The organism is Marinobacter sp. (assembly GCF_044799475.1).
GTDB lineage: Bacteria > Pseudomonadota > Gammaproteobacteria > Pseudomonadales > Oleiphilaceae > Marinobacter.
Genome location: NZ_CP085217.1, coordinates 3,477,910 through 3,492,697 on the forward strand (window position 1 = coordinate 3,477,910; position 14,788 = coordinate 3,492,697).

Consider the following 14,788-nt stretch of genomic DNA (forward strand, 5'->3'; position numbering starts at 1 on the left):
CGCGGCTGGGAGGATTATTCGGGCCTTCGGCCCTCACCCCTTCGGGGTCGTCGTCGCTTTGCTCCGACGTTCCTCCGCAGGCTTCGCCTGCTACGGTCGAACCTCTTCGGTTCAAATCCCGTCTGACTTTTTTCTAACCTCAGCCTCGTGGCACTTCAGGCTCAGGATAATCAATTTGGCGCGGCTGGGAGGATTCGAACCTCCGACCGCCTGGTTCGTAGCCAGGTACTCTATCCAGCTGAGCTACAGCCGCGTTTCAAAAAATTCGGTCGAACCTCTTCGGTTCAAATCCCGTCTGACCATTTTCCAACCTCAGCCTCGTGGTGTCTCAGGCTCAGGGTAATCAATTTGGCGCGGCTGGGAGGATTCGAACCTCCGACCGCCTGGTTCGTAGCCAGGTACTCTATCCAGCTGAGCTACAGCCGCGTTTGATCAATCTACTTCTACTTCTACTTCTAAAAATGCTCCGAATTCTCTCGCAAAAAAGAATGGCGGAGAGGGAGGGATTCGAACCCTCGGTACGATTGCTCGTACGGCTCCTTAGCAGGGAGCTGGTTTCAGCCACTCACCCACCTCTCCTTCAGAACGCGGCGTATAATACCATATTTTTTCTGTTTTCATAGGGTTGACGCCGGTTTTTTCCTGGCGGGTCAGCCCGATGTTCAGAAAACCGCCTGGACTTCTTCAGGCGGTTTTCTTTTCCGCTAGCTGTTGCCGGGCTCCGGCTCATCAGAATCCGATTTCTCGCTCTGGATGCGCTGGTAAATTTCTTCCCGGTGAACGGCGACTTCCTTGGGTGCATTCACACCAATTCGTACCTGATTTCCCTTCACCCCGAGAACAGTGACAGTCACTTCGTCACCGACCATGAGGGTTTCGCCGACACGGCGCGTCAAGATCAACATGTCCGTTACTCCCTTTTTTTCAGAGCTACCTTTTCCGGCATAAGCAACTATTCAAGGCATTTATAGTGAGACCACGCACCGACTACAAGCTGGATAACTCCTTACCCTCACTCACTCCGACGAATGGTTCCCTTCTTCCAGACAAGGCCCGGACGCACTGAGTACAGTTCGCCTTTCAGGCCTCTACTTCAGACTTGTCCAGTTCAAAGGCACTGTGCAGTGCCCGAACCGCAAGCTCAAGATACTTTTCGTTAATGACCACAGAAACCTTGATTTCCGATGTTGAGATCATCTGGATATTAATGCCCTCGTCCGACAGCGCCTCGAACATCCGGGTCGCTACCCCGGCGTGAGAACGCATCCCCACACCAACAATGCTGACTTTCGCGATCTTGCTGTCACCTTTGACTTCCCGGGCGCCGAGATCCTTTGCAACCCGGTCCAGGATCTCCCCTGCCCGCTTGAAGTCGTTGCGGTGAACAGTGAACGTGAAATCGGTGCGATTATCCGCGCCGACATTCTGGACAATCATATCCACTTCAATATTTGCACCGCTGATCGGCTTCAGAATACGCGATGCAATCCCGGGTGTATCAGGTACACCGGAAATTGTCAGTTTGGCTTCATCGCGGTTAAAAGCGATTCCGGAAACAACCGGCTGTTCCATGACGTCGTCATCCTCGAAAGTAATCAGGGTGCCTTCACCCTCTTCAAAGCTGGAAAGCACTCTCAGCGGAACACTGTACTTGCCTGCAAACTCAACAGCGCGAATCTGGAGCACCTTCGAACCGAGGCTGGCCATTTCCAGCATTTCCTCGAAGGTGATACGGGAGAGCCGACGGGCATTGTCCACCACCCGCGGATCCGTTGTATAAACACCATCTACATCCGTGTAGATCTGACACTCATCGGCCTTCAGAGCCGCCGCCAGGGCCACCGCTGTCGTATCCGAGCCACCACGCCCAAGCGTGGTGATGTTGCCGGCTTCATCGATGCCCTGAAAGCCCGCAACCACCACCACACGGCCTGCGACCAGATCCTCTCGCATTCGCTGCTCATCGATCTGGCGAATCCGCGCCTTGGTATGCGCGCTGTCGGTCAGTATCCGAACCTGCCCACCTGTATAGGACCGTGCTTCGCAGCCCCGCTTCTGCAGGGCAATGGACAGCAGGGCAATGGTAACCTGCTCACCGGTAGATACAAGCACATCCATTTCCCTGGGCGTCGGCTCATCCGTGATGGCATTGGCCAAACCAATCAACCGGTTGGTTTCTCCACTCATGGCAGATACGACTACAACAATGTCATGGCCTTCTTTGCGAAAGCGGCAGACCTTTTCAGCAACCGCCTCTATCCGGTCGGTGGAGCCCACCGAGGTACCACCAAATTTCTGAACCAACAGAGCCATTTTGTTCCCACTATCCAGTCAGGGACAGCCAAGCGGTCAACCAGCACCGCCACCTGGCAAAGCGGCGGGATTATAATCCCGCCGCTCAGTTAACAACAGACCAACAGCCAAAAAGTCAGGATGTTGCCTTTGCGACCCATTCGGCCACACCTTCGAGTGCCGGTGCAAGCCGGGAGGGGTCATTGCCACCGCCCTGAGCCATGTCAGGTCGTCCGCCACCCTTGCCATCTACCTGAGCGCACAGATGCTTCATCAGGTCCCCGGCCTTGACCCGGTCCGTCACCTTTTTGGTTACGCCCGCAACCAGTGTCACTCTGCCCTCCTCGACACTGGCCAGAACAACCACGCCTTCACCCAGCTTGTTTTTCAACTGATCAACCGTATCCAGCAGGGATTTGCGATCCGCACCTGGCAACTCGGCGGCAACCACTTTCAGGCCGTTGACTTCCACCGCTGAGCTGGCGAGATCGGTACCAGCGGAACTTGCCAGCTTCTGCTTGAGCTGCTCGAGCTCCTTTTCCATCTGCCGGGACCGGTCAACCAGCGACTGGACCTTTTCCACAACTGTGTCCCGGCTACCTTTTACCAGGTTGGCGACCTCCCTCAGCGACTGATCGGTCGTTTCCATCCAGCTCAGGGCACCCTGACCCGTGACAGCCTCTATTCGCCTTACGCCCGAGGAAATGCCGCTTTCAGACGTTATCCGAAGCAGACCTATGTCGCCGGTCCGGGCGACATGGGTGCCACCGCAGAGCTCCACCGAATAATTGTCAGTCCCCATGCTGAGGACCCTGACTCTGTCACCATACTTTTCGCCAAAGAGCGCCATGGCACCTTTGTTCCGGGCCTGTTCCATGTCCGTAAGCTCGGTGGCAACCGGCGTGTTGGCCTGTATCTGTTCATTCACCTGATGTTCAATTTCACGCAGCTGTTCCTGGCTCACCGATTCGAAGTGGGAAAAGTCAAAGCGCAGCTTGTCAGGATCCACCAGTGAGCCCTTCTGGGTGACATGCTCGCCCAGAACGCGGCGCAGGGCTGAGTGCAACAGGTGGGTGGCAGAGTGATTCAGCGCGGTGGCCTGGCGGCGTATGTGATCGATCCGCGCGTCCACCTCCAGCCCCGGGAAGAACTCTCCCTCGATGACTGTACCAATATGCAGATGGTGGCTGCCTTCCTTGCGGGTATCTGTCACCTTGAAGCGCCCGCCACTCCAGGTCAGCAGGCCGGTATCGCCAACCTGACCCCCGGACTCGGCGTAAAAAGGCGTACGTTCAAGCACCACTACAGCTTCATCACCCGCTTCGGCATTTTTCTCTTCGCCGCCCACCAGCACTGTCCGTATTTTTTCGTGACCGTCGATGTGCTCGTAACCGGTGAACTCCGTCCTGCCTTCAAGGCGCAGGTCGTCCGCATTGTAGTCAAGTCCGAACTTGCTGGCTGCCCGCGCCCGCTCACGCTGGCTGTTCATCGCCCTCTCATAGCCTTCATAGTCGAGGGTCAGGCCGCGCTCCCGGGCGATATCGTTGGTCAGATCCACGGGGAAGCCGAAAGTATCGTATAAGGTGAAAATGGTTTCTCCCGGAATAACCGTGCCTCCGAGCGATTCTATATCCTGCTCAAGAAGACGCAGCCCCTTGTCCAGGGTCCTGGAAAACTGCTCTTCTTCCTGCAGCAGCACTCTCTCGATCTGAGCGCGGGTTCTGGCCAGCTCGGGGAAGGCCTCCCCCATCAGTTCCACCAGAGCACCAGTCAGGCGATGAAAAAACGGCTCGGTAGCACCCAGTTTGTTGCCGTGCCGCGCTGCCCGGCGAATGATCCGACGGAGCACAAACCCCCGCCCCTCATTGGACGGCATGACGCCATCCGCAATCAGGAAGGCGCAGGAACGGATGTGGTCCGCCACCACACGCAGGGATGCTTCGGTTGTGGCTGCTCCGCCAAGGATACTGGAAGCCGCTTTCAGAAGATCCTGGAACAGGTCAATCTCGTAGTTGCTGTGCACACCCTGCATCACTGCGGTGATCCGTTCCAGCCCCATGCCGGTATCGACAGACGGTTTCGGCAGCGGTTGCATGTTGCCATCGGCCGCTCGATTAAACTGCATGAACACCACATTCCAGATCTCGATGTAACGGTCACCATCCTCGTCCGGGCTGCCGGGAGGACCACCCGGCACATCAGGGCCGTGATCGTAGAAAATCTCGGTACAGGGGCCGCAGGGGCCAGTATCGCCCATCTGCCAGAAGTTATCCGAGGCGTAGGGAGCGCCCTTGTTATCACCTATGCGCACCATGCGCTCCGCAGGCATGCCAATTTCGCTGGTCCAGATATCGTAGGCTTCATCGTCAGAGGCATAGACTGTCACCCAGAGCCTCTCTCTGGACAGGCCAAGCCAGTTCTCACCGGTCAGGAAATCCCAGGCAAAACGGATCGCGTCCCGCTTGAAATAATCACCAAAGCTGAAGTTGCCCAACATTTCGAAAAATGTATGGTGACGGGCGGTGTATCCCACATTTTCCAGGTCGTTGTGCTTGCCGCCGGCACGGACACATTTCTGGGTCGAGGTAGCACGGCTGTAATCCCGTACTTCACGGCCAAGAAACACATCCTTGAACTGGTTCATGCCCGCATTGGTGAACAGGAGCGTCGGATCGTCCGCCGGAACCAGCGAACTGCTCGGAACAATGGTATGACCCTGCTGTCGGAAGTAATCCAGAAACGCCTGTCGCAACTCTGCGGTTTTCATAACCCCATCCTGATAGATCAATCAGTCATTCGATAGTTTGTCTGCGGAACAGTCATTGGCCGAAGCCGCCTGAGGCGGTCAGACCGGGCTGCGCAAAGCGGCTACTCTAGCATAGGCGACAGGCAGTAAAAACGGGAACATCTGCGCCGCCGAGCATCCGCAGGGAAGAACCCTGAAAATGCGAAGCCGGTTTCCTGACATAATGCGTTATACTCGCCAGCCTGTTTTCAGCCTCCATTTCTAACGACAGATCCCGCTTCGGAGTTGCCATGGCCCGCCGCTTTCATGACCCGGAAGAACTTTTGCCCCCCGCCAGCCTTGTCAAGCGTCTGCTGGCCATGCTTTATGACGGCCTTATCTGCATTGCCGTCCTGCTGGTTGTAACCTGGGCCTATACTCTGGTCGCGGCCTGGATAACTGGTTTTGACCGCTACGCCGAGCTTGCCGAGAAGGGGCAGCTTAATACCGACCCACTGCTGACCTCGGTTCTTTTCGTCACCCTTTACCTGTTTTTTGGCTATTTCTGGACCCGGACAGGCCAGACCCTGGGCATGCAGGTATGGCGGATTCGGGTTGAAAATGCCAATGGCACATCGATCACCTGGGTCCAGGCGTTACTGAGGTACATGATGGGCTGGCTGAGTTGGGCACCGCTGGGCCTGGGCTATCTCTGGATGATCTGGGACAGCGAAAAACGCACCTGGACAGACAGATTCTCCGAGAGCCGGGTGGTGAGCCTGGTGAAAGACACGCCCCAGTGAGTGAGGCTTCAGCCTGCCTTTCGCATTAGCAGCATCCCCACCACCGCACTGATGGCGATAGGCAACACCACTGCCAGTATGGGATTGAAGCCAAATACCAGGCTCATGGGCCCCAGCAGGTCCTGCATGTATTTGAAAAGCAGTCCCACAATGAGACCGGTAAAGACCCGGAATCCCATGGTCACTGAACGCAGTGGGCCGAAGATAAAGGATATTGCCACCAGCACCATGACCGCAGTGCCCACTGGCATGAGCACCTTCTTCCAGAAGGCAAGCCAGTAATTTGCCGCCTGCAGCCCCTGCTCATTCAGGTAGGAGGCATAGGTGAACAGCCCCGTCATGGCAAGATCTTCCGGGTCAACAATCAGAACGCTCAGTACTTCGGGCGAGAGGCCGGTTTCCCACCGTTTCTGGATATGGGTTTCAAGGGAGGTTCCGTCCCGGTCCAGCTTCGTGGTGGTCACCGTCTGCAACAGCCAGTGATCACCCTGGTGTAGCGCCCGCTCGGCGAAGGTGGCAGAAGCCAGCCACCTGCCCTCTTCGAACCGGAACAGCGACACCCCATGAAGTACCCCGTTGGGCTGCACTGCATTCAGGTGAATGAAGGTCTCACCCTCCCGGTGCCAGACGCCAGTGCCGGAGGCGATATTCTGACCCGACTCCCGGGCCACCGCCTTCTGACTCTGTGCCATGCGCTCAAATGGCGGCGCCAGGTATTCCCCGATCGCCAGACCAGCAAGTACGATCAGCAGCGTAGGCTTCATCGCCGACCAGACGATGCGACGGATGGACACACCCGCCGCCCGCATGACCGTCAGCTCGGAACTGCTCGCCATCGCGCCCAGACCCACCAGGCATCCCATGAATGCTCCCAGGGGCAGATATTCGTATATGCGACGGGGAAGAGTGAGCAATACGTGGAGCAGGGCCTCGACGGCCTGATAGTCGTTACGGGTATCCTCCAGCTCGGCGATATAGGCGAAGATCAGATCCAGCGACAGCACCACCATCATCACCAGAACCGTAGCGCCCGCCACCGAACTCATTACGTACCTGTCCAGCTTACGCATCAGAGACCGCCTCCCTCTGCAGCCGCCGGCGCCTCAGCCAGGCCGGACCAAACTGGAGCCAGAGCCCGAGGACGAGGAAGATCCCATGTACCCAGAACAGGCCCAGCCACTCCGGAATCCTGCGCTCCTCCAGGGCATCACGGGCAACGATCAGCAGCCCCAGATAGAGGATGTAAAGCAGCATGGCCGGCAGCAGGTGAAAAAAGCGCCCCTGCCTCGGATTAACCCGGCTCAAACGGACCGCCAGCAGGGTTATGATGGGCACGATGAGAGGCAGTGAAAACCGCCAATGCAGGATGGCCCGGTGTTCCGGGTCCGAAGACTGCATCAGCTCGCGGGTGCTCAAGCCTTCATCCAGCACCTTTTCACGCCCTCCTCCGCCCTGTACCTTGAGCCCATAAGCTCCGAACTCGATAGCCTCATAATCCAGCTGTCCCGGCGTTCCGGTAAAGCGTGTGCCGTTCTGAAGCACGAGGAAACGGCTGCCAGTATTGTCATCAATGAGCTGCGAGCCGTTTTCCGCGGAGATCAGGGTCAGTCCCCCACCTGTGTCAGAAAACTCTGCAATGAACACTCCCCGGAGTTCACGCCTGTCATCGCTCAGCGATTCTGTATAGGTCACCCTGCCGCCGGAGCCCAGTGCCTGAAACCGCCCTGGCGCGAGCATCTCGAACTCGGTGGCCTGGCGCTGCTCATTGAATATGCCTTCAACCTGTTTCATTCCCCAGGGTGAAACATAGAGACTCATGGCGCCAACAATCAGCATCACCAGGGTGCTGGCAGCCAGAGTCTGGCCGAGCACCTGGCGCTCACTGACGCCACAGGCGAAAAGAACGGTCATCTCGCTTTCCAGGTACATCCGCCCGTAAGCCAGGAGAATGCCTATGAACAGGCCGAGTGGAAGAATCAGCTCCAGAAACCCCGGGAAACGATAAGCCATGATCTGGAAAAGCACATCTCCCGAGAGCTTGCCGGCAGCGGCGTCGGCAAGATACTTGATGAACCGCCCACTCATGAACACCATCAGCAGGATGCCGGACACTGCCAGCATGCTGATCATCACTTGTCGGGTCAGATAGCGGAAGATGAGGGTCAAGACGATCTCGTTCCGGTTGCAGAAGAAAAAGGCACGACCTGATAAGGTCGCAGCTATTCTATGTAACCTGTCCCCCGAATGACAGGGTGGCAGACACCGACCCTCAGGCTGGCGAGGCATCGGGGCCGCTGGCATGACCTTGATAAATGGGCCGGAAACCATAATGCTATGGCTTTCTCAGCCTCATGACCAACAATCCTTCATCACCACCATCACATTACCGGAATCGGAGACATTATGAACGTGACCCTCAGCAGTAAACTGCCCACCAGCATCAAAGCCGACTGCCTGGTCGTCGCCGTCCCAGACCAGGAAGACTGGCCTGTATCGACTACACAGGCAGATGAGGCACTGGGTGGACTGCTGAGCCAGCTTCAGAAAGAAGGCGACATCTCCGGAAAACTCGCCTCCACCCTCCTTGTACCTGTTACCGGCCAACCCTGGAACCGGGTGCTGGTGGTAGGCACTGGCGTTGACCGAGACCGGTCGGCGGCAAGCTACAGAAAAGCCCTCAGTGCTGCAGTTGGCCAATTGCGGGATGGCTCCTCAAAACATGTGGTTTTAACCCTTGCAGAAACGGCTACAAACAGCTCCGCAGACACTGAAGCCGACCGGGTCAGCCTGATTGGCCGCATCCTGGAAGACCAGCTCTACCGATTCACCCAGTTCAAAAGCGAAAAGGCGCCCAGCCGCAAGCTTAACAAAGTCACCGTTACTGCATCCGGCTCCGGCAAAGGCCTCAAAGACGCCCTGGAAACCGGGCTGGCAACCGGTCGCGGCATGAATCTGACCAAAGATCTGGGCAATACCCCTCCCAATATCTGCCATCCCACCTGGCTGGCCGAACAGGCGGAAAAACTGTCGAAGGAACACAAGGTCGTCAAGACGGAAATCCTCGACGAAAAGCAGATGAAGAAACTGGGCATGAACACCCTGCTGTCAGTTTCCGCCGGCAGTGCCCAGCCTGCCAGACTCATCATCATGGAATATCGGGGCGGCAAAAGTGATGAAAAGCCCCATGTCCTGGTAGGAAAAGGCATCACCTTTGATTCCGGGGGTATCAGCCTCAAGCCCGGCGAAGGCATGGATGAAATGAAATACGACATGGGCGGGGCGGCCAGTGTCTTCGGCACCATGCAGACAATCGCCGAGCTTCAGCCTGCAATCAACGTAGTGGCCGTTGTGGCCGCCGCGGAAAACATGCCCAGTGGCACCGCAACCCGCCCTGGAGACATCATCACCTCCATGTCGGGCCAGACCGTCGAGATTCTCAACACAGACGCCGAGGGGCGACTGGTGCTGTGCGACACCCTGACCTACGTCAAACGCTTCGACCCGGCGACAGTCGTTGACCTTGCGACTCTCACCGGCGCCTGCGTGATGGCCCTGGGTCACCATGCCACCGGCCTGTTCAGCAACGACGAGGGTCTGGCCGAACGATTGCTCGCAGCCGGCGAGCGTGCAGGTGACAGAGCCTGGCGCCTGCCGTTGTGGGACGAATACCAGGCACAGCTGGACAGTAACTTCGCCGACATGCAGAACATTGGCGGCCGCCCGGCCGGCGCAATCACTGCAGCCTGTTTCCTGTCGAGGTTTGCAAAGGATTACCCCTGGGCCCACCTGGACATCGCCGGCACCGCATGGCACAGCGGCAAAGCCAAAGGCTCCTCCGGCCGGCCGGTACCCCTGCTCGTGGATTACCTGTTGTCCAATGTCGGCAAATAACCGGGCTACCGAGCGCTCCTACTGGTTCCACATTCTGGCCCAACCCACCCCGGCCGCCCGCTACCTCCACGCGGTGCGGCTGGTGGACAAGGCTTTCCACCAGGGTGACAGGGTATGCATTGTTTGCGACTCGGTACGCCAGGCAGAGGAACTGGACGACCTGCTCTGGCAGTTCCGGCCCGACGCCTTCATACCCCACAGCGTAGTACCCGACTCGGCTACCCACTGCCCGGATCCGGTGGGCATCCTCCTCTGCCCGCCGTCCGCCGAGGAATGGGATACCGTGATCATCCTCTCCGCGACGCTTCCCGCCGACGCTGACAGGTTCAAACGGCTGGCCCTGGTGGCCCAGAACGATCCGGAGATCCTGAACCAGGCAAGGTCCCATTTCAGGCAGTTAAGGGCCCTTGGGATCGAGCCAAAGGTGCATGATCAACGCAAGTAATCGAGGTAATCAGGCAAACCTTCGCTCTTGGCCTGAACGACGAATAGCACAGAGCTGTCAGTGCCGGTGGAGACCCTTTCACCCAGACCGTGTGTTGCCAGGGATGGCAACACCGAGCCCCCAGGGATGGGTCCACGGCGTGTCTGGGGGAAAGGGTCTCCACCGGCTCAAAGGCTCAAGTCCTGCAAAACGAAAGCCCGAACGAGGTTCGCCGCCACCCCGGCACCCATGTATAATTGCCGCACTCAATTGTCCCGAAATTCTACCAATAACCGGTCATTAGCAGACATCCCATGGAAAAAACCTACCAGCCAGAGAACATCGAGCAGCAGTGGTACAAAAACTGGGAGAGCAAGGGCTATTTCCGCCCCTCCGGCCAGGGCGAATCCTTCAGCCAGGTCATCCCGCCGCCGAACGTCACCGGCAGCCTGCACATGGGTCATGCGTTCCAGCACACCATCATGGACACGCTTACCCGCTTCAAACGAATGCAGGGCCGCAACACCCTCTGGCAGGTGGGCACTGACCATGCCGGCATCGCCACCCAGATGGTGGTGGAGCGCAAACTCGGAGTAGAGGAAGGCAAGACCCGTCACGACCTGGGCCGGGATGAATTCATCAGACGTATCTGGGACTGGAAAGACGAATCCGGCGGCAATATCACCCGCCAGATGCGCCGGCTTGGCAACTCGGTGGACTGGGACCACGAGCGCTTCACCATGGACGATGGCTTCTACCAGGCCGTGCAGGAAGTCTTCATCCGCCTGTATGACGACGGTCTGGTCTATCGCGGCAAACGTCTGGTCAACTGGGATCCGAAACTGCACACAGCCATTTCTGACCTGGAAGTGGAAAATAAAGAAGAAAAGGGACACTTCTGGCACCTGCGCTACCCCCTGGCTGACGGCGCAACAACACAAGATGGCAAAGATTACCTGGTAGTCGCCACCACCCGCCCCGAAACCATGCTGGGCGACACCGCGGTGGCGGTGCACCCGACCGATAGCCGCTACCAGCACCTGATTGGACAGAAAGTCCGTCTGCCGCTGGTCAATCGCGACATCCCCATCATCGCCGACGAGCACGCCGACCCGGAAAAAGGCAGCGGCTGCGTAAAGATCACCCCGGCCCACGATTTCAATGACTATGCCGTGGGCAAACGCAACAACCTGCCCATGATCAACGTACTCACCGAGGACGCCGACATTCGCGCCGAGGGTGAAGTATTCAACAGCGACGGCTCCGAAAATACCGAACTGGACGCCACCCTGCCCCTGGCCTATGCCGGCCTCAGTCGCGAAGACGGCCGCAGGGCCATAGTCGCGGATCTGGAAACCCGGGGCCTGCTGGACCAGGTGGAAGATCACCTGCTCAGCGTGCCTCGCGGCGACCGCTCAGGCCTGATCATCGAGCCGATGCTCACCGACCAGTGGTTCGCAGACGCGAAGACCCTCGCCAGACCCGCCATCGAAGCGGTGGAAGACGGGCGCATCGAATTCGTGCCAAAGCAGTATGAGAACATGTATTTCTCCTGGATGCGGGACATCCAGGACTGGTGCATTTCCCGCCAGCTCTGGTGGGGCCACCGGATTCCCGCCTGGTACGATGCGCAAGGCAATATCTACGTTGGACGGGACGAAGCGGCTGTGCGGGAGAAATACAGTCTGTCGGCGGATCTCGCGCTCGACCAGGACGAAGACGTACTGGACACCTGGTTCAGCTCTGCCCTCTGGACTTTCGCCACCCTGGGCTGGCCGGAAGACACCGAGCGCCTGCGCAGCTTCCACCCAACGGATGTGCTCGTCACAGGGTTCGACATCATCTTTTTCTGGGTCGCACGCATGATCATGATGACCATGCATTTCATGAAGAATGAAGACGGCTCCCCCCAGGTTCCTTTCAAAACCGTCTACGTCACTGGCCTGATCCGCGACGAGAATGGCGACAAAATGTCCAAGTCCAAAGGCAACGTGCTGGACCCTCTGGACATGATCGATGGCATTGGCCTGGATGAGCTGCTGGAAAAGCGCACCGGCAACATGATGCAGCCCCAACTGGCCAAAAAAATCGAAAAACGCACGGAAAAAGAATTCCCGGAGGGCATTGCACCTCACGGCACTGACGCCCTGCGCTTTACCCTGGCGGCGATGGCGACCACCGGGCGGGACATAAACTGGGACATGAAGCGCCTGGAAGGTTATCGTAACTTCTGCAACAAGCTCTGGAATGCCGCACGCTATGTACTGATGAACACCGAAGGCGAAGACTGCGGCACCGAAAACAGCGAGGTCGAACTTTCACTGGCTGACCGCTGGATCATCAGCGAACTCCAACGCTGCGAGCACGACGTTATCCGCCATCTGGACCAGTACCGCTTTGATCTGGCCGCCTACGCGCTCTATGAGTTCATCTGGAACGAATACTGCGACTGGTACCTGGAACTCTCCAAACCTGCCCTGGGCGATGAGAATGCAAGCGCTGCCGCCAGGCGCGGCACCCGCCGCACCCTCGTCCGGGTGCTCGAGGCTGTCCTGCGTCTGGCGCATCCAATCATGCCCTTTATCACCGAGGAAATCTGGCAGCGCATAGCCCCCCTGGCTGGCCAGCAGGGCGACAGCATCATGCTGCAGCCCTATCCCGTGCCGGACAAAAGCCGCGAAGACCCCAGTGCCGCCCGGGACATCGAATGGGTCAAAGGCGTCATCGAGGCGGTGCGGAATATTCGTGGCGAAATGAATATTTCCCCGGCGAAGAAAATTCCCGTATTTCTTCGGGGTGGCACAGAGGACGATCAGCGCCGCCTGAAGGAGAACCACCAGTTCCTCAGCTCGCTGGCGAAGCTGGAAAGTCTGAGCTGGCTGGGTGACGAAGAAGCTCCCATGTCCGCCACACAGCTGGTGGGCGACATGGAAGTCCTGGTTCCCATGGCCGGACTCATCGACAGAGACGCCGAGATCGCGCGTCTCAACAAAGAGCTGGAGCGTCTGGACAGGGAGATTGCCCGCCTGGAAGGCAAACTGGGCAATGAAAAATTCACTGCCAGGGCTCCCGCGGATGTAGTCGAAAAGGAAAAAGCCAAACTACAGGACGCCCAGGGCAGCCGTGAGCGCCTGAAAGGCCAGCGGGAAGCCATCGAGGCCATGTAATGAAGCCGCCAGCGACCAGTGAGCCACGCTGTCTGATTCTGGGCGCCGGTTCTCTGGGGCGGTTGTGGGCGGCCCGTCTTCCCGGTCGATGGGCCGCTTTTGTCCCCCGTGAACCGGCCATGACCGGCTACTGCCAGTATTCCCTGATTACCGCAGGAGACCCCGATCGCGCAATTTCCGTGCCCTGGTACTGGCCAGACGGCCCGGTGGCGCCAAAACTTCTGCTGGTAGCCACCAAGGCACAGGACACCCTCCCTGCCCTGACCGGGCTCATTTCCGACCTGCCTTGGCAGACGCCTGTTGTCCTCCTCCAGAATGGCATGGGGAGCCAGGATGCGGTAGCCGCCGCCTGGCCCGACCGCCCCGTATTGGCCGGATCAACCACGGAAGGCGCCAATCGACCGGCTGCAGACATTCTGGTCCATGCCGGCAAGGGAGAAACCTGGATAGGAGGCCTGACGGAAGCCGGTCACTGCGCCCGGCCCGACGTTATAGCCATGCTTTCCAGAACCGGTCTCGTCATCCACCCCGAACCGCAGATCCGCCAGCGCCTGCTGCGAAAAATGGTGATCAATGCCGGGATCAACCCGTTTACGGCCATCCTGAACTGCACCAACGGCGCCATTCTCGATCACCCGTTTTACCTTGAGAATATCGATGGCCTGTGTGGGGAGGCTGCAGCCGTGACCCGGCGGGAAGGCCTGGATCTCGGTAGCGGAGAAATGCGAAGCATGATTGAGAAAGTGGCCCGAAGCACTGCGAGCAATACCTCCTCAATGCGCAGCGACGTCCTGAAAAACCGGCCCACGGAAATTGATTTCATCAACGGCTGGATCGTCCAGCACAGCCGGGCCCTCAATTTGCATGCCCCGGTGAACCATATGCTTACAGAAGAAGTAAAAGCCCTATCATCGAACCAATAAAGGAAGCAGCTCATGGGTAACCGCCTGTCCAAAATTTACACCAGAACCGGGGATGACGGCTCAACCGGCCTTGCTGATGGCAGCCGGATTGCAAAGAATGCCCAGCGCGTCGACGCCATGGGATCGGCCGACGAACTCAGTTGCCAGATCGGGGTGCTTATTGAAGAGCTGGAACCTGCGGATGACCTGGCAGGCGTGCTGAGGAAAATCCAGCATCACCTGTTCGACCTGGGTGGAGAGTTTGCGATCCCTGGCAGTAGCATGGTGGGGGAAAACCGAGTTGCCTGGCTGGAAGAAACCCTGGATCACTACAACAAACCCCTGCCGGCACTGAAGAATTTCATTCTGCCGGGCGGTTCGAAAGCAGCAGCGCAGTGTCACATGGCCCGGGCCATCTGCCGTCGGGCCGAGCGCGTGGTAGTCGCCCTGAGTCACGAAGATTCCATCAACCCGGCCGCCAGGCATTACCTGAACCGGCTCTCGGATCTGCTCTTCGTTATTGCCCGTGTGCTGGCCCGGCGGGAAGGGGCCAGGGAAATACTGTGGGAACAGACCCCCTGAGC

The 14,788-nt window shown here is 58.3% G+C and carries 11 protein-coding genes and 3 tRNA genes; 6 read left to right on the top strand and 8 right to left on the bottom strand.

What is annotated here, in order from left to right:
- Positions 1-176 precede the first annotated feature (176 nt).
- From LG327_RS15975 to alaS, 6 genes are all read right to left on the bottom strand, one after another.
- A tRNA-Arg gene (locus LG327_RS15975) sits at positions 177-253 on the bottom strand.
- Positions 254-349: 96 nt separating this feature from the next.
- Positions 350-426 (bottom strand) — tRNA-Arg (locus LG327_RS15980).
- Between the two features lie 63 nt (positions 427-489).
- A tRNA-Ser gene (locus LG327_RS15985) sits at positions 490-579 on the bottom strand.
- Positions 580-704: 125 nt separating this feature from the next.
- On the bottom strand, positions 705-905 hold the full coding sequence (gene csrA / locus LG327_RS15990) for a carbon storage regulator CsrA (RefSeq protein ID WP_404363413.1): 201 nt from the start codon (positions 903-905) through the stop codon (positions 705-707).
- 175 nt (positions 906-1,080) lie between these two features.
- Positions 1,081-2,313 carry an aspartate kinase gene (locus LG327_RS15995; protein ID WP_404363415.1) on the bottom strand — a complete coding sequence of 411 codons (1,233 nt, stop codon included), beginning with the start codon at positions 2,311-2,313 and terminating at the stop codon, positions 1,081-1,083.
- Positions 2,314-2,428: 115 nt separating this feature from the next.
- Complete coding sequence (alaS, locus tag LG327_RS16000) at positions 2,429-5,059, bottom strand: alanine--tRNA ligase (protein WP_404363417.1); 2,631 nt, start codon at positions 5,057-5,059, stop codon at positions 2,429-2,431.
- Positions 5,060-5,328: 269 nt separating this feature from the next.
- On the opposite strand from alaS, the gene LG327_RS16005 reads away from it, so the two are divergent.
- A complete protein-coding gene (locus LG327_RS16005; protein ID WP_404363419.1) occupies positions 5,329-5,820 on the top strand; it encodes an RDD family protein in 492 nt (163 codons plus the stop codon).
- An 8-nt stretch (positions 5,821-5,828) separates the two neighbouring features.
- Here the strand turns inward: LG327_RS16005 and lptG are convergent, their stop codons facing one another.
- Positions 5,829-6,890 carry an LPS export ABC transporter permease LptG gene (gene lptG, locus LG327_RS16010; protein ID WP_404363421.1) on the bottom strand — a complete coding sequence of 354 codons (1,062 nt, stop codon included), beginning with the start codon at positions 6,888-6,890 and terminating at the stop codon, positions 5,829-5,831.
- On the bottom strand, positions 6,883-7,986 hold the full coding sequence (gene lptF, locus LG327_RS16015; RefSeq protein ID WP_404363423.1) for an LPS export ABC transporter permease LptF: 1,104 nt from the start codon (positions 7,984-7,986) through the stop codon (positions 6,883-6,885). Before lptF ends, lptG begins: the two co-directional genes overlap by 8 nt.
- A 237-nt stretch (positions 7,987-8,223) precedes the next feature.
- Here lptF and LG327_RS16020 point away from each other — a divergent pair, with 237 nt between their 5' ends.
- From LG327_RS16020 to LG327_RS16040, 5 genes are all read left to right on the top strand, one after another.
- Positions 8,224-9,711 carry a leucyl aminopeptidase gene (locus LG327_RS16020; protein ID WP_404363425.1) on the top strand — a complete coding sequence of 496 codons (1,488 nt, stop codon included), beginning with the start codon at positions 8,224-8,226 and terminating at the stop codon, positions 9,709-9,711.
- A complete protein-coding gene (locus LG327_RS16025) occupies positions 9,698-10,156 on the top strand; it encodes a DNA polymerase III subunit chi (RefSeq protein WP_404363427.1) in 459 nt (152 codons plus the stop codon). The genes LG327_RS16020 and LG327_RS16025 overlap by 14 nt, the downstream gene beginning before the upstream one ends.
- 293 nt (positions 10,157-10,449) lie before the next feature.
- The gene (locus LG327_RS16030; protein ID WP_404363429.1) at positions 10,450-13,302 is read left to right on the top strand and encodes a valine--tRNA ligase; all 2,853 of its coding nucleotides are present in this window, start codon (positions 10,450-10,452) and stop codon (positions 13,300-13,302) included.
- A complete protein-coding gene (locus LG327_RS16035; protein WP_404363431.1) occupies positions 13,302-14,225 on the top strand; it encodes a ketopantoate reductase family protein in 924 nt (307 codons plus the stop codon). Before LG327_RS16030 ends, LG327_RS16035 begins: the two co-directional genes overlap by 1 nt.
- Positions 14,226-14,237: 12 nt before the next feature.
- Positions 14,238-14,786, top strand: a complete 549-nt coding sequence (locus LG327_RS16040) for a cob(I)yrinic acid a,c-diamide adenosyltransferase (protein ID WP_404363433.1) — start codon at positions 14,238-14,240, stop codon at positions 14,784-14,786.
- Positions 14,787-14,788 lie beyond the last annotated feature (2 nt).

What these genes read in the sequence shown, in the direction of transcription:
- csrA (WP_404363413.1), bottom strand. Translation starts at nt 905, where the DNA reads ATGTTGATCTTGACGCGCCGTGTCGGCGAAACCCTCATGGTCGGTGAC.
- LG327_RS15995 (WP_404363415.1), bottom strand. Translation starts at nt 2,313, where the DNA reads ATGGCTCTGTTGGTTCAGAAATTTGGTGGTACCTCGGTGGGCTCCACC.
- alaS (WP_404363417.1), bottom strand. Translation starts at nt 5,059, where the DNA reads ATGAAAACCGCAGAGTTGCGACAGGCGTTTCTGGATTACTTCCGACAG.
- LG327_RS16005 (WP_404363419.1), top strand. Translation starts at nt 5,329, where the DNA reads ATGGCCCGCCGCTTTCATGACCCGGAAGAACTTTTGCCCCCCGCCAGC.
- lptG (WP_404363421.1), bottom strand. Translation starts at nt 6,890, where the DNA reads ATGCGTAAGCTGGACAGGTACGTAATGAGTTCGGTGGCGGGCGCTACG.
- LG327_RS16020 (WP_404363425.1), top strand. Translation starts at nt 8,224, where the DNA reads ATGAACGTGACCCTCAGCAGTAAACTGCCCACCAGCATCAAAGCCGAC.
- LG327_RS16025 (WP_404363427.1), top strand. Translation starts at nt 9,698, where the DNA reads ATGTCGGCAAATAACCGGGCTACCGAGCGCTCCTACTGGTTCCACATT.
- LG327_RS16030 (WP_404363429.1), top strand. Translation starts at nt 10,450, where the DNA reads ATGGAAAAAACCTACCAGCCAGAGAACATCGAGCAGCAGTGGTACAAA.
- LG327_RS16035 (WP_404363431.1), top strand. Translation starts at nt 13,302, where the DNA reads ATGAAGCCGCCAGCGACCAGTGAGCCACGCTGTCTGATTCTGGGCGCC.
- LG327_RS16040 (WP_404363433.1), top strand. Translation starts at nt 14,238, where the DNA reads ATGGGTAACCGCCTGTCCAAAATTTACACCAGAACCGGGGATGACGGC.